The organism is Seleniivibrio woodruffii (genome assembly GCF_004339245.1).
GTDB lineage: Bacteria > Chrysiogenota > Deferribacteres > Deferribacterales > Geovibrionaceae > Seleniivibrio > Seleniivibrio woodruffii.
On record NZ_SMGG01000006.1, the window covers coordinates 37561 to 53529 of the forward strand.

11 protein-coding genes are annotated in these 15969 nt (G+C 47.8%); all 11 read right to left on the bottom strand.

Features of this window, described 5'->3' with window-relative positions:
• Nucleotide 1: 1 nt before the first annotated feature.
• Nucleotides 2-571, bottom strand: a complete 570-nt coding sequence (locus tag C8D98_RS11245; protein WP_132874256.1) for a cytochrome c3 family protein — start codon at nucleotides 569-571, stop codon at nucleotides 2-4.
• Between the two features lie 21 nt (nucleotides 572-592).
• A complete protein-coding gene (locus C8D98_RS11250) occupies nucleotides 593-1837 on the bottom strand; it encodes a TonB-dependent receptor (protein WP_132874257.1) in 1245 nt (414 codons plus the stop codon).
• Nucleotides 1838-1855: 18 nt separating this feature from the next.
• Entirely contained in the window at nucleotides 1856-4009 is a 2154-nt protein-coding gene (locus C8D98_RS11255; protein WP_132874258.1) for a cytochrome c3 family protein, read from the bottom strand.
• A gap of 16 nt (nucleotides 4010-4025) precedes the next feature.
• Entirely contained in the window at nucleotides 4026-4922 is an 897-nt protein-coding gene (locus C8D98_RS11260; protein WP_165871300.1) for a cytochrome c3 family protein, read from the bottom strand.
• A 31-nt stretch (nucleotides 4923-4953) separates the two neighbouring features.
• On the bottom strand, nucleotides 4954-5823 hold the full coding sequence (locus tag C8D98_RS11265) for a tetratricopeptide repeat protein (protein WP_132874260.1): 870 nt from the start codon (nucleotides 5821-5823) through the stop codon (nucleotides 4954-4956).
• Nucleotides 5820-8945 (bottom strand): cytochrome c3 family protein, encoded by a 3126-nt coding sequence (locus C8D98_RS11270; RefSeq protein ID WP_132874261.1) that lies wholly within the window; start codon nucleotides 8943-8945, stop codon nucleotides 5820-5822. The genes C8D98_RS11265 and C8D98_RS11270 overlap by 4 nt, the downstream gene beginning before the upstream one ends.
• The gene (locus C8D98_RS11275) at nucleotides 8942-9829 is read right to left on the bottom strand and encodes an NHL repeat-containing protein (RefSeq protein WP_132874262.1); all 888 of its coding nucleotides are present in this window, start codon (nucleotides 9827-9829) and stop codon (nucleotides 8942-8944) included. The genes C8D98_RS11270 and C8D98_RS11275 overlap by 4 nt, the downstream gene beginning before the upstream one ends.
• On the bottom strand, nucleotides 9819-10679 hold the full coding sequence (locus tag C8D98_RS11280; RefSeq protein WP_132874263.1) for a cytochrome C: 861 nt from the start codon (nucleotides 10677-10679) through the stop codon (nucleotides 9819-9821). The genes C8D98_RS11275 and C8D98_RS11280 overlap by 11 nt, the downstream gene beginning before the upstream one ends.
• A complete protein-coding gene (locus C8D98_RS11285; protein WP_132874264.1) occupies nucleotides 10679-11581 on the bottom strand; it encodes a formate dehydrogenase subunit gamma in 903 nt (300 codons plus the stop codon). The genes C8D98_RS11280 and C8D98_RS11285 overlap by 1 nt, the downstream gene beginning before the upstream one ends.
• 12 nt (nucleotides 11582-11593) lie before the next feature.
• Nucleotides 11594-12643 carry a cytochrome c3 family protein gene (locus C8D98_RS11290; RefSeq protein ID WP_132874265.1) on the bottom strand — a complete coding sequence of 350 codons (1050 nt, stop codon included), beginning with the start codon at nucleotides 12641-12643 and terminating at the stop codon, nucleotides 11594-11596.
• A 406-nt stretch (nucleotides 12644-13049) separates the two neighbouring features.
• On the bottom strand, nucleotides 13050-15560 hold the full coding sequence (locus tag C8D98_RS11295; RefSeq protein WP_132874266.1) for a multiheme c-type cytochrome: 2511 nt from the start codon (nucleotides 15558-15560) through the stop codon (nucleotides 13050-13052).
• Between the last annotated feature and the right edge of the window lie 409 nt (nucleotides 15561-15969).

Sequence of the window (15969 nt, forward strand, 5' to 3'; positions counted from 1 at the left end):
TTCAACCCTTCCTGTGACATGTGATACAGAAGTCCACCCTGTGGCATTTGTCGCATGAGCCGGGGTCAATGGTGGCCTCCAGTGAATGCTTCAGCTTGAAAGAGCGGGAGTGTCTGTAGTTTTCAAGTGAGTTCTGCTTGCTGTGGCAGCTCTCGCAGTACCACTGTTTATGGCATGTTTCGCATGTTTTGCTGTCCAGTTTGGCAGGAACAGAGTGCAGAGTGTTCCAGTTGTTAACGTGGTCTGCGGGTTTCAGAACCTTCATGTTCTCATGGCATGTGGAACAGTTCTGAGGAGCGGAAGCAACCTTTGTAGGCACGTCACGGTGACATGAGTGACACTTGCCGTCGATCTTCAGATCCGCCGCAATTTTGAGCTGTCCGCCGCTTTTTATCATCGTTTCGATGGAGGGCAGTTTATGACAGAAGAAACAGTCCCTTTTCTGTTGAAAAAGGATGTCCACATGAGCCTCGTGATTGAATTTTGTCACGGGGGACTGATAGTAGAACTGCGAGCATCCGTAGATGACGGGAACGATCAGCAATATGAGCCATGATAACTTTCTAATCATTATGTCCTCTTCTCTTATGCCTTAGAAGCTGTATGCCGCTTTCACGCCATATCTGTTTTCGGGCAGATATCTTGTTTTCTGGTTCTTCTCTGCATAAACGCTGAGCTTAAGGTCTTTCCATATTTCATACTCCGCATCTGCATACACGGAATAAATGTTGTCCTCAGTTGCGTAGTTCTCCAGCCTCAGGTATTCGCTTTCGAATCCGAATTTAAAATCCCTTGTGAGGTTCCAGTCCAGCGCAAGGCTTGCGCCCTTTGCGTTGGAGGTTACGCTGTCGTAGTAGTAGCCTTCGACATTCGCTGTCACGCCTTTTGTCTTGAACCAGTCAAAATCAGCTCCCAGCTTATATATCTGGCCGTCGACAACGTCGCCGCTTGACTGCTCTATTTTTGTGTTAACAACGCTGACATAGGGGGATACGTTCTCGGTGACCGCATACTGTACCGTAAGAGCCAGCTTCTCCTCTTTTCCTGTTGAAAAGTTGCTGATGATAAGGATGTCCTGATAGTTTGAACCGTCGTTGACATTGTATCTTGTGGCTTCTCCGGTTACTCTCAGTGCGCCCTTATTAAGGAACACTCTGACAGAACCTCTGTAGAAGTTGCTCTCTTCCATGTCATATTCTCCGTTGGCGTCAACACCTATGCCGTCTTTGCCGCCCAGTGAGAATACTCTTCCGAGTCCAAGTCCTGCAAACTCCTGATAGGTCATTTCGCTGTCGTACTCTTTAGAGTAGGAAACGTAACCTGTTGTGTCTTTGACACCGTTAAGGAATATGCGTCCGCCGTAAAGCTTGTCGCCTGTTTTGCGGAATTTTTCGTTGATGTGTCTGCCGTCAGCATCGAAATACTGGGGCTTACCGCCAAAAGCGGTGACACCGAATTTATAGTCTGTGCGGACAGTGGCTATAGCACCGTCCAGAGTGAGAAATCTGTTGCCGATGTACGAAAAGCGTCCGGCCTTGACCTCTACCGCATTCTGAAAGCTGGTGTAGTCCAGATATGCTGAATAGATGTCCGACTGGCTGTCGCTCTCCTCTTCCGAATCTTTGGCAAACCTGCCGTAGAAACTGAAGCCGAAGTAGGGATCGTAAAGTTTTGCGTTGTCTATGCTCAGATAGTTTTCCCACAGCCTTTCGGTATCCTCGCCTTTGTCTTTGGATATCTCGTAGGATGTGGAGATGAACCCGTCCACATTGAACCCATACGCGGCCGCCGCCGAGCAGAGCATTACAGCAATTAAAATAAATCTGCTAATTTTCACCGGCTTTCTCCCGTTCTATCAGTTTGCCGCCAGATCGGCGAGCGAAAGATTTACAAGTTTAACGACGTATCCGGGGTTGTGGAAACCGCCGCTTCTGTCGTTCAGTATGAAGTTGTAGTTATACGCCGCACGGTTCAGAGCGTTTGTCTGCGCTGTGGTAGTTCCCGTGTAGGAAGCTTTGATGGCCGCATCGGCTGCTTCTCCGGCTTTTGCGTTGATTGCCGCTTTAAGTTCGGCGATCTTAGCTTTTGCCGCTGCAACAGTACCAGCCGTAACATCGTAAGTGCCGTTGCTGTATGCAGGTGCGTTTGTAGTGTGGCAGCCTGTGGTACATCCGGCTATCCTTGCAGCTGTATCGTCTGTCATATCAAGGCTGTGTGTTGTGCCGCCTTGGGTCTTCATATGGCATGTGCTGCATCCGGTGGCGGAGTGTGACGATGCCGTAGTGCCCAGATTCTGTCCGTATTCATATCCGCCCACACCGCTGATAAGCTCTGCCTGGGAGTTGTGGGGGATAGCACCCACTGTGGGAAGCTCTCCGTCGGCATTGTGGCAGTAGTAGCAAAGTTTGCTGTCACCTGCGGCAACAACAGTGCTCTTGGTGGGAAGAGTGTAGCTTCCGCTTATTCTCAGCTGAGAGTTCTGGCCTGATTCACCGTGGGGGTCGTGGCAGACCGAACAGCCGATGCCCGATATCCTGTCTGTGTTGGCAGGTGTTATATTCTTGCTGAATATTCTTCCCATCATGCCTTCGCCTGTGTGGCATTTGAAGCATGCCGCATTTTTGGCAACGTTTCCGCCTGAAAGCTTATGCGCATTGTCGTGTCCGTCTGAATATCCGAAAACGTGTCCGCTCACTGTGCCGTAGTCATGGCATGAGAGACAGACGTTTGATGTTATAGCTGTATTCTTATAGTGCTTTTCAAAGAAATTTGCACTGCTGCCGTCGTTGGGTCCGTGGCAGGCTTCGCAGGAAACGCTTTTAAGGTGATCGCCGCCTGTGGAGGCCATTGTGCTCCAGTTGGTTATCTTGTCGTCATAACCTTTCGCATCGCTGAACTCATCAGATCCGTTGCCGTTTCTGTCTGCAAACAGGAAGCCTGTTGCATGGCACTGGAAGCATCTGGAATCAGTTGATGCAGCCACAGCCGCAAATGAGTTGCCGTGTGCGCTTGCCGCCCAGGGAGTCGTGATTGCTCTGAGAACATTGCGTCCGTATTTATCAGTAATTCCTGAACCGGCAAATGTGCCGTCATGACAAACAACGCAGGATGCCGAGTTGGTCGCCGTGTTATATGAATAGTTAAGTGCGTAGAGTGTCACGCTCTCGGTTTTGGTGCTGTTTACGCCCACCAGAGAGAGTGAAACTGTGTATTTGCCTGCGACATCAGGAACGAATGTTGCATTTGTACCGTTGAGTGTAATAGCCGCAAGAGAGCCTGCGGGCTTTGATGTAAGCGTCCAGTTGAAAGATGTTACAGTATCGCCGAAAGTTACTGTGTCTATGAACAGCCTTACCTTCTCTCCGGGCTGAACACGATCGATCCCCCTTACGGAATCGGGAAGTGATTTTGCAGAAGGATCCACAAGGAATGAGCTTGCGGCGGCGGCAGCTCTGTAGCTGACAGCCTCAAACTTGATTATCCCTGTGAGAGATGATTCCGACTGTTCTTTTTTAAGACCCACGAAGAAACTTGCAGGTACGCTCCCCACAGCGGTAACATCACTGCCCGAACCATGGCTGGATGTAAGTTTTGTCACCGAACTGCCTGAAAGAATGCATACGGCTGTGTCTGCTGCCGATCCGCCCTCGTTGGCGAGAATAGTGCTGCTGTAGGGCAGTGTAACCGTCAGTGCGTAAACCGCATCGGCCTTGTCAGCCACACTCACCGTATAGACGGGAGAGAGGGACACATAGCCGTCAACAGAGTACTCTGCGTCAGATTTTTCTATATAAACAGTTTTGCCTGCCAGTCCTGCCGCTGTTCCGCTGAGAGCGAAACCGGCCATCTCTCCGCTTCCGGTATAGGCAACTTTGCCGTCGGAACCGACAGTAGTGGTAACGATTATTCTGGTATCGTCATCAACGGAAGATTTTGTGCTTCCGCCGCCCAGACATGCTGTCAGAGCAAAAAGCGATACGGCAACAAGCAAAAATTTAATCAATCTCATATAATCCTCTCACTGCCTACTCTGCGGACATTCCTTCCAGAGCATCAAGCAGGTCCTTTGCTTCTTCAGGTTCATGACACTTCGCACACAGAGCCTCACGTCCGCCCTCAACAGACAGCAGTTTGTCGTTGTCCGAATAGTGGGGGCTGTGGCAGTCTGCGCACTCGATATCCTTGTTCAGTTTCTCGACCCTCACTCCCTTCACAGGGTGGGCTTTCATATAGCCCTTGGTGTGGAAGTTGTCCTCAGGGTTTCCGGAATCGTGACACTCGTTGCAGAGGTCGTCGATGGGTTTTCTGAGGTGCGTTCTGTTGGTCGACTTATGGGGTGAATGACATATGGTGCAGTATCCCTCGATAACGGGTGAGTGAACCATAGGCATTGAGTCTATTTTCTCTTTCATCTGAGTGTGACACTTCAGACAGGTCTCCGCAAAAGGCTCGTGGGGAATGAATCCCTGCGCCTGGTCGTGGCACTCGAAACATTTAGCCTCTTTAACAGGTTTGTGAACCCATGCGCCGAGGAACTTGTCGCTGTGACAGTTAACACAGTCGCTCAGGTTGTCAAACTTATGGCAGTTAAGGCATATATCCTTATTTGTACTCTTGTGGAAACCGTTAAGTCCCTCTGTCCAGTCCGCAACCTTTGCCGCAGTGTCGATCCTGTTTATCACAAACGACTTTTTCTCGTCCCCCTGTGATATGTTGATCTTGTTCTCTCCGTCCTCAAGGCGCAGAATGGTCATAAGCATGTAATAGTCGTGTCCGGCGGTGTCCTTTGCTCTGATGAGCTTCTTCTCGGTGACTGCGCCGTTTATCTCAATTTTTACGGGCGTGTTGTTAGCAAGTCTGCCTATAACGTGTATATTGCTGACAGCTTTCATATTCTGAGACATGGGGAAGATGATCTGCATCTCGGCCCTGGCCTCAGTTGCAAAAACAAGACTACTCAGAGTCAATATTGTAATTATCAGGCAGTTTAATCGCGTCCGCATTCTTTTTGTCTCCATCCGCTTCATACAGCATTTTCAAATAATAATTTAATCTGTTCTCAGACTTATATTTTCCTTTCAGTGCGCTCAGGATCTCGATGGCTTTTTTGTTGTCTCCGCCGAGATAGTATGCCAGTCCTGTGTAGAACCTGCACTCTGTCTCTTTGCAGGCCGAAAGAACCTCAAGAGCTTTGTCGGGTGATTTCAGTCTGAGATACGTCTGCCCCAGAAGGAGCTTACCTTTATCGTCAAGTTTGTCCGCCGGAATTCCCTCCAGCTCTTTCAGAGCCGCATTCGTCTCTCCCTTTTTGGCAAGAAGGAGGACAAAATTCATTCTGGGGACTATTTTCTTATACAGTTCGGCACTTTCAGCAGCCTGCAGACGTTCTGCAAGCTGCTTACTGTCGGCTTTCCCTGATATGTAATCCAGATAAATTTCGATTTTCGTATTGAAGCTGCTCTCGCTCTCTATTGCTCCAACAAGCTTGTTCTGCTTGTAAAACTCCATATATGGCAAATGTTTGTCTGTTTTGCCCTTGTAGATGGCGTTTTCGTTGTGCCCTTTAAAGCTCTCCGCAACCTCTTCAGTCGTCTTTTCAGTGCTTTCCGCAGCAATGCATGTCACCGCAGGGTGAGCTCCGCACTCTTTCAGAAAGTCAGCAAGCAGGCTGACATTGAAACGGTTTTTTCCGTCAAAATACAATACTGCTCTGTTGCCGGTCACGGGCTTTGCGGTCGGGAAAACAGGTTTCAGCTCATCCGCAGCCTGTGCAGAAACCGCAAACAGTACGCCCGTCAGTATACCTGCTATTTTAGTTCTCACTTTGCGCCCTCAATTTTTTCAAGGTTCCTTTGTATTTCAAACAGGTTCTTAAGAACCTCAGCCTCAAGCATCTTTCTGTTCAGCTGGCTTCTGCCGTCACGGAACGTCTTATCGTGGTATTTATCGAACAGGTCTTTTGCCTGTGTCTCACCGTGACATACCGCACAGAACTTGTCTTTCACTCCCGATTTAAGGAAGCTGTTCGTGGGATCGCCCTCAACGTTGTACGCTGCGGTCATTGAACCGCCTGCCTTCCATACGTGGGGGTTGTGACAGCTCTGGCATGTGATGGAGCCTTCAGCGGATACCAGTCCCTTATCGTTGAAGAGGTTCTCTTTGAACTTCTCCCTGTAGGGGAATATCTTGAAGATTCTGTCGTGTGCCGTCTCAACGGGTATCTTTTTATAGCCTACGCCGTCTGTTTTGTGGCAGTCGCTGCACATTTCAAAGGCGAAAGGCTCTTTTCCGTTGGGTTTGTATGCCCACATCAGCCTGTTTTCCTTGTGGAAGTTGTGGGGTGTGTGGCATGCATAGCAAACGTTTGCCGCCGCCTTCTTCTTGTCGTTCTCGTTCAGGTAATCCAGCTTGGCAAGGTTGTGTTTGGTCATGTCCACCAGCTTCTGGTCTTCGTGACATGCGAAACATATGTTCTTCTCGCCCATGTCTCTCAGCATTCCCTTTTCGGGGCCGTGGGGTTCATGGCAAGTCGCACAGACTATGTTTCCGTCCTGCAGATAAATATCCATGTTCTTCTTAGGCTTCACATTCATCTTGTGGCTGGATGTGATAGCCGTTTTGGAAGCGATGCCGGAATCTGAATGACAGCTTGCGCATATCTTCTCAAAGTCTTTGCCCATGGATTTATCGAACAGGTAATATCCGCCGTTGCCGTGAACCTCGTGGCATGCGCCGCAAGTGTCGTTGGCAGCCTTAAGTTTATTAACCTTCTCTGTGTTCTTCTCAAACTTGTTTACGTTATGAGGGGACTTGTCGAAGGACTGTTTGTCCTCGTGACAGCCCGCACAGAAACCGCCTTTGCTCATGAGCTTCTTATCGAGGAAGCTGTTCTGAACCGTACCCTCTGCGCCTTTTTTCGGGCCGTTGGAGTGGACAGTGTGACAGGTTGAGCAATAGATATAGTAATTGCCGTCCTTGTCTTTTGTCAGGTTCTTCTCATACTTCTGATATTTATCAATTTTGCCTGTTTTGTGTCCGCCGCTCACAGTCTTCTTGTCCGCATGGCCTTTGGGGTTGTGGCATGCGATGCAGTTGTCGTCTTTGGTCTTGTATGCATACTCCACGGTCATCATGTTGACGGGTGTTTTTGCATTGTGGACGCTGTGGCATGAGGCGCAGACAGCCTCTTTATCGGTTTTGCGCATGTCGTGGTCTGTGCCTGCGATCTCTTTCTGAGTCTGGTGGCATGCTGAGCAGAATGAATCCTGATCTGCAAATCCGCCCCTCATGAAATCCTTAACAGTGCCTTTTTTGGACTGTTTGTGGGGATCGTGGCAGCTTACGCATGTGAAAGTTCCGTCTTTAGTGAGTTTGAAGTCGCCTGTCATCTGCATTTTGGTCTTCATGTTGACAGGGTGAGAGTGCTCGCCGATGAGCTTTTTCTCGCCGCTTCCGCCCACTTTGTGGCAGTCAAGACAGCCATCGTTGACAGCAACTGTCAGCAGTCTTTCGCTGTCGCTGTTGTGTACCTTGTGACAGGACATACAGCTCTTTTCGTTCTTCTTGTCGCCGTGAGATGTCTTGGCGATCATCTCTTTCTCTTTATGGCATGTGATGCAGAGTGTTCCGTTCTCAACGCCGATTCTCAGCGCATTGGGGTTCTTGCCGTGAATATCGTGGCATGTGGAGCAGTTCACATCGGTTTTGCTCTGGTCGGAACCCATCGTGGTGAAGAATCTGACTATTTTGGCGAACAGAGGAAGTTTTTCATTCTTCTGCATATCCTTTTTCAGACCTTTGCCCACTGGGTGGTTGAACTTCTTGGTATCTATTATCTTCTTCGCACCGACAGCACCTTCGGTGTGGCAGCTTACGCATCCTTTGGTAAGGAGGTCGCCTTCGCCTGCGAATCCCGCAGACCAGCCGTGGGGTGCGTGGCAGCTTCCGCATGTTCCGGCCTGCTGAGCAGATTTGCCGTCTTTAGTGCGGAATCCTTTGGCAGTAAGCATGTCGTGCTTGCCGCCTGCGATCTCTTTCTTGTTGTTGTGGCAGGTGTAGCAGAGTTTATTATCGGAGTTTTCCGTAACAAGCAGTCCGTCAGCCTTTGCCTTGTGGGTGGAGTGACACGTTGAGCAGATTACTTTGCTGTCCTTGGTGTATATTCCGCCGCTCTTTATCATCTCAAGCATATCGCTCTGTTTGGTGTGCTTTATGTTCACGGGGTGAGTGAGCATACCTTTGATGTACTCGCCGGATTTGGCATCCACCACGCCTTCGTGGCATACGCCGCATATCTTGGAGTCCGTCAGAGATTCGATAAGCAGTTTGGTCTCTTTAGGTGAGTGAGGGGTATGGCAGCTTTCGCAGACGACCTGTCCTTTGCTGCCCAGCTTTCCATAGCGGGATCTGACCTCTTTGGCCATGTTCTCATATCCGCTCTGGGGAGCTTTCAGGGGGTGGCTTATGTTGCCGTCCTTTCCTATCTCCTTGTGGCAGGCTACGCAAAGTTCAGAGTTGTTGTTCTCCATACGCAGGAAAACGCTCTTGTCTATCTTGTCGTTCTTGGGGTCGCCTGTTGAGTGTGCGGAGTGGCAGGTGCGGCAGGCTATCTTGCCCTTTTCAAGGGGCAGGTTGCCTGGAATTTTCATATGTTCGGGTATCTTGTCGGTGAGTTTGTGCATCTCGCCTGACCAGACCCTGATCCTGCTGTCGGCAACGGAGCCGTTGTGGCAGCTGAAACACATCTTGTCGCTGGCCACCACTTTTTCCTTCTGGTAGTCAACGACCTCTGTCCCTTTCAGATCATAAAGGAACTGAGGCATCCATTCATAGTGGCAGAATGCGCACTCTTTGGATGAATCGGGGTTGCTTTTTGTCACGTCAGCTGCGAAGGCCGCAGGTGCGGACAGAACTATAAGTGTGAGCAGGAGAAGAAGCTTTCTCATTTTCCACCCCTCAGCTCATAAACAGTGACAGACTTTGCAAATGCATCCACCACCGCCAGATATCTTCCGTTGATCCTCATGTGGGTTATTGAGTCGAACTTCAGCTTTCTGCCGTTCTTGTCTTTCAGAACGCCTGCAAACTTTCCGTCCTCGTCAAAATACTGGATGACGCCTGTGAAGCCGTCACCGACAAAAAGGGTAGTGCCGCCGAGAACCGCAACACCAGTGGGTCTGTAGAACTCTCCGGCACCGATTCCCCATTTGCCTATATTCTCATAAAACTTGAAATCTTTAGTGATCTTCTGGACACGGGTGCCCAGAGCTTCGGAAACATAGAGAACGCCTCTTTTGTCCGTAGCCAGCGCAAATGGATACCAGAACTCAAGTTTTCCGTTTCCGAAACCGCCCACGGTCTGTTCGACCGCTTTGGTTCCCAGATGTGTCTTTAAAACACGGTGGTTGTCGTTGTCCACCGTATAGACATATCCTCCGGACACCAGAGCATCGGTGGGGTCATATTTCCCTTTTATGCCTGCGGGCAGTCCGAACGTACTGAACTTATCCAGACCTGCTGTCAGCATGTCCAGTGAGTTTTCTGTGCTGTTGCAGTAAAGGAAGTAGTTACCGTTCTTAACAAGACAGTTCCCGCCTTTAAGGAAAGACTTCTGAACTGATTTGACGGCTCTTCCGTTCCTGTAAACCGTATATGTTCCGCCGAATGCGTCATATACGCCTGTGCTGGCATCGCTTTCCACAACCACATCTCCGGGTGCAGCATTGTCTTTCAGCTGCACTTTATAGAGAAGTGATGCTGTCACCTGGGCAGCATCACTTATTGCGGCAATACTAAAAAGCAGAATTACGGCAAAGATCTTAATTTTCACTCTCTTGTCCCTCTGCAGGTTTCAGGAAGTTGGGGATGAAGAACTCTTTGTATTTGTCCACCATACCGACAACTTCGTTGCCTACGAGCTGGTTAGCTCTTCTTTCAGGATAGCCGATCTTCGCAAAAGGCAGGTATGCCTTATAGGAGTCGGAAGTGTGGCAATCCTCACAGTTAACAGTGTCCTTAAGCTCGGTCATGGGTCTGTGGATAACTTTCAGAGATGCGCTCTTTGCTGAGGGCACCATGTTGTTAACCTGAGCCTTGAACTCGCCTACGTATTTTTTCATCTGCTCATTGTCATAGAATCTCTCGCCGGAGTTCTTAAGAGGCATGAGCTTATAGGGCGTGTCTTTCAGATAGCTTGAAAGGTCTATCTTGTCCTTCTCTTTTCCTGTGGCTTTTTCATACCATACAAACTTGGTGTCGGCTTTGCTTTCCGCCTTTATGTGGCAAGTTTCGCATGCCATGAAGTATGCGTGCATATTCAGGAAAGCCCTGACCTCTTTCTTTTTGTCGTGGGGAACGTCGCCATGGCAGGAGACGCAGAGGTTCTGCTTGTCCTCAATGGCCGTTCTCTTGGTTTCGTGGAAATCATAAAGCTTGTGGCTGCTGTTTATGTCCTTAGACCCGCTGCCATGTCCGTCGGTGTCGTTGACACCCTTTATCATCTCCTGATACAGCTTGTCCTCTTTGCTCATTCCGACTGTGGTCTCCTCGTGGGAGGCTTTGTGCCAGATGTGCATTACGAGTATCTGAATTATATATCCGCAGTATACAAGAATAAGTATACCCAGCAGACAGTAGATTATCCTTTTAGGTCCAACCTTAACGTGGTGGTGCTCAGACATTACTTATCCCCCTTTTCGCTCTTTTCATTTTCCTGAAGGAAAGAAATCTGACCTCTGATAATTTCGAGCTTCTCAGCATCTTCCAGTTTCTGCGCTTCTTTCTGTGCATCGATGTCGAGCAGATATGAGGAGTCTTTCTCAACTATTTTGTTGATACGGGCCCACTCAACATAATACTCGTGTTTCATCAGGTCTTCGGGAAGATAGCCTGTTATGAACAGCGGCGACACAGGGAACTTGTCGTAGTTTATATGTGCGTTGTACATGTGCCATATAAAGATAACGCTCACCGCCAGCATCGCTTCGTCAGAGTGTGCGATGTAGCTGATGTTGATCGCCCAGCCGGGAAGGAATGAAGCAGCCCAAACAGGGAACCACAGGAAAAGTCCGGTGATGCCGAGAACGGGAATACCCCAAAACACCGCCCAGTAGTCAAACTTCTCTCTCCAGTGGAATCTTTCGTGTTTGGGTCTGTCATCGGAGATGAACAGCGCAAACTTGACGAAATCCGCTATGTCCTTTCCGTCTTTCGCACGGGGACACATGGGAGAATAGTAAACAAAGAGACCCAGCTCTTTCCATGAGAAAGTTCCGGTTCTTCTTGCGGGGCCGGCATAGTATTGCCAGATGTTTTTAAACAGGTAATACCAGTGATAGAAGAACAGACCGCACATTGTAACGCCTGCTATTCTGTGCAGAATTCTTGTAACAGGGAGACCGCCGAAGAAATCTATAACGGGTTTAGCCCAGTCATAGTAGTGGAATTTCAGCGGGAAGCCCGTAAGGGTCAGCATAAGGAAAGTTGTCATGAGGATATAGTGCTGAGCCTTCTGGTTTCCTGTTATTTTCAGGTAATGTCTCTTACCGTCTTTAATTTTTATAAGGGGCAGTTTTCTCATCATGTCGGTACCCTCTTAGTCCTTTTTTTTGCGTCTGAAGCTCAGGTTCGGGAACATCTCTCTGATAAGTTCCAGAATCATGAGACCAAGCAGCGGGTAGAATGCACCGATTGTAAGAATGGTGAAGCCAAGCGCCACATAAAACTCTATGGGGTAGATATCTTTGTCGATAACAGAGTGCATCCTGATCATGCCGAACTCCTTAGTGGGGTTGACGTGACAGTTTGAATCCTGGCAAGCAAGATATCTGTTTGATTCATACGTTGCGCTGTCAGGGCTTCTCCAACTGCGTATCTTGTGAGCGGATTCGCCTTTCTTAACGTGACAGTCGATACAGCTGGGAGCGTTGGGCATTCCAAACTCAACAGCCTTTCCGTGGAATGTGTCGAGATAGGTTGCGGCAGCATTTTTCATTTTATGCTTCGTTGCCATCTCTTCTTTGGAGTGACATTTACTGCAGGTCTTTACAACGTCCTCAGAGGGAGCAAGGTTTTTGATCCTGTGGGTGACGTGTTCAAAGAAATAACGGTAGTCGACGTTGTTTGCGTGACATACGGCACATTTCTGAAGGATCCTCTCCTTGTGTCTTGCCTCGTCAACCGACTCAACATCGCCTATCTGAAAGCGGTATTGGGGGTTTTTGTGGCAGTTTGTACAGGTGGGGAAATCATCCACTATCTTGGCTCTGACATAGGGGTTGTCAGGGTTGTGGATACTCTGTTTGAGGTCATCAAAGATCTTTTTGTGTGAAAAAGGTTTTTCCGAGCCTGCATTTGTGACGTGACACTCGGTTGAGCAGTCAACAGGCTTCATCTCTTTGTGAGGTATCTCTTTGATATCGACGTGACAGCCGGTACATTTCACTTTTGTGTGAACTGTATGGTTGTAGTTCTCCGAATCAACATAGAATACTCTCAGGTATCCCTCGTTGTTCACGCGGGTCAGGCCGGGGTACTTGTGGCACATCATACAGTTTTCACCATCGGTGACAACTGAAGCCCTGGCCGTTCCGCAGGTCATAAAGAGACTGAAGACCATGACGGCAATAAAACAGTATATTCTCATCATCAGCTCCAAATAAATGATTGAGTTAGCCTATATTACGGCTATTTTCATAGACTAGAATAGGTTCCGGTTATTGTCAACATAAGATGCACCCGTGTTTACCCTAATTTGTAAATTTTATTAAGATGCAATTATTCGAATATTCATAAATAGATAGGCCATCTCATAACAAGAGATAAGTCGGTGTGATTTCAGACTATTTGGCTGTTATTTTAAAGTGGCTGTTAAATAAGTGTTTATCATTTTTCAGCATCTGAAACGTTTTTATTTATAAATGATGCGGTTGCATTTTATACTTTCAGACAGCATATGATCAGACCAAAATTCACGGAATAAAAAAAACCCCGCCGAAGCGGGGTTTTTTAGAAGGCGGAGCGAACCCCGCCAAAATTGTTACCTAGAATGATTACTGAGCAAGCTGCAGTATTTCGTTCTTAGTAGATTTGTTAGTTTTGTAACCGAATGTTGTAGCGTGAGCTCTGATTGCAGCTGCATCGCTGATGTTACCTTTGTGACAGCTTGTACAAGCAGCCGCATTGGGTCCGATTACTGTGTCATCTGCATGAGATGCAAGGTTTGCGCCCTGCTCAACAGTTACAGCAACAGCTTTAGTCTGGTCAGCAACATTGAATGTTCCTGCGGGGTGACAAGCTGTACAGCTGGTGATCGCACGGGGATAATGTACCTGAACGTCCTGCCACATGGAAGCTGTTCCGCCTACGCCGAAGTTAGCAGGCTGAGCAGATTCGCCGCGGAATGAGTAGATACCTCTTGTACGGTAAACCATATAAGCTGTGTCTGTGTCAGTTGCAGAGTGAATGTTGTGAAGCATTACTTTCAGGTCATAAGACTCTTCAGTTTTGCCGTCAGCAGTTACATTGTAACCCTGAGCTGCAAGAGTAGTTCTCGGTGACTTGTCAGTTGCGTTAGCATTGTGACATGTTACGCAAAGCTCAATGTTGTTGATTCTGTTGTGTCCGTGTCCGAGGAAGTCAGTGTGACAGTTCAGACAGAGGTTGATATCAACAGCGGAACGACGTGCAGTAGCTGCAGAGTTGTCTCTGTTGAAGTTTTTAGTAACAGAGTCAACGATTGCAAGGTAACCTGTGCCGCCGGACCAAACAACGGGTACACCCTGAATTGCAACGATACCTTTAGTGGCTGTTACAGTTGCGGGAATTGTGAATGTTGTTTCAAATACATCAGTAGTTCCAACTTCTGAAGTGTTACCGGATCCTACTGCAACGTTCAGAGTAGGCTGACCACCCTGAGAAGTGATACCCTGGTTAGTAAGGTCATCACCGGTGTAGAAACCGATCACCATAGATGTTGCATATGACTGGAAAGCTCTGGCAGCATCTGCTGATGAAGGAGAAGTACCTACGAATACAGCGTCGTTTGCAGCTGTTGTTCTTTTCAGAACATCGTAGTTTGTTGAAGTGTTAGTGTTGTACGCTCTCCAAGTAACTTTTCCTGTGTTGCCAGTGATTGTAACAGACTGGATTTCGTAAGCGATGTTTTTGCCAAGAGAAACTTCCATGTTATGGAGGTTGCCAGCGTGGATGTCTTCAAGTGAAGTAGGAGCAATTGCGCCTGCAGCACCAGTGTGGCAAGTTACGCATACATTGTCGTTAGCGGCTACAGTGTATGAAGAGTGGATTGACTTAAGTGTGTCATTCATAGGGATAGTTTCCCAAGGAGTGCTACCATGGCAAGTTACGCAAAGTGACAGTCTGAATTTAGAGTTGTCGGTTGCGTTTGCAAGCTGGTCAGCAGTTGTGTGGCAAACTGAGCACTCAGACATGTTGCTGGGGAAACCGATATTGAATCCGTCTTCATCAGGATAACCTTTAAGAGCATTACCATCTGTATCTTTTCCGCTTTCATACATAGCAGAAGCGTGAACGCCATGCACACGACCAACAAGAGAAGATCTTGAGTTGGACACATATGCGGGCTGGTTAGTGCCATCATAAGATGCACCACCAATGTGGCAAGTTACGCAGTCATCTGCATCTGCTCTGAGAACGTTGTTGTGATGATAGTTGAACTCGTTATCACCGTGACATTTGATACAGCTGGGAGCAGAACCCTTGTCACTAACATAGTTTCTGGGGTTGTTAGAGCTGTTAACATCATAGTCAACGCCTGCAACAAGCAGTCTCTGAACGTTGAAACCATCTTTCAGGTTACCTCTGTAGATGTCAGAAGCAGCATTTGCTCCGTCAGCATCTGAAGAAGTTGCACCGATCATAAGTGTTTCAGCAAGATAAGGTGTCAGGTTAGCATCAGCAGCAATAGTCACAGTGTAGTTGTTACCTGAATCCAGTACAGCAACGCGGTTGCTGAAGTTAGCTGCTGTAGCAGGTGCAATGTTTACCCATCTGTCATAGTTTGCAAGGGTATTATCATCCTGATAACGGTTGATAGTGAATGAAACAAAATCAGCCGCAGGGTTAAAAGCAGCACCAGTTGAAGTTATAGTGATATCAACAGTAAGAGAGTTATCTCCGTTAACTACCACATCAGTGATGTTTGCACTCCAAGCTGTTTTGAAGTTACGCACTTCACGAACCACCGGAGCGGAATCGTTAGCTCCCTGATGGCCTTTAACGAGATAATCACCGCCGTGAGCGGGGTCGTTAGTTTTGCCGTCAGCGTGGCAAGTTGCGCAAGATTCAACAGCAGTGATTTTGCCAGTTGAAGCAAGTTCAGCTTCAAGAGCTGCGATTGCATCTTCGTACTGAGCAATAGTGATAGCACCGCTTTCAAGCTGTGCCTTAAGCTCGGCAATGATAGCCGCCGTGTCTGCATCAGCACCATTGGCGCCGTCAGAGCCGTCTGAGCCGCCGCAACCTACCAGCATGAACGAGCAGGTGAGGGCGAGCATCAAAAGAAATAAAATTCTTCTCGACATAAATTTAGCCTCCTTTTGCTTATGTCAAATATCCGCCTGTTTCCGTCAGCACTGTGGCTTGTCTAATAACGTGCTGCCATGAAACAGGTTTTTTGCTTAATCAACTATAAAACTATCTTTCAACTATACATATTCTCCGAAATTATTCTTCAAGCTGAAAACCCGTGAAACGTGAACAATGCTGTGGCTTGTTTTTAACACATTGCCCGTACACGGTTTTTCTCATTTATATATACACTAAATTTACACAATCATTACTTTTTTTACAGAGTATACCAAATAAAATTCAGTTGTCAAATATAACTTAACCACAACATATTGGCATATGCCCGTAAATTCCGTGCATTCTATCTCTAAATTATGACACAGATACACTATTAAACATTAAATTTAATACTTATCAGGCACT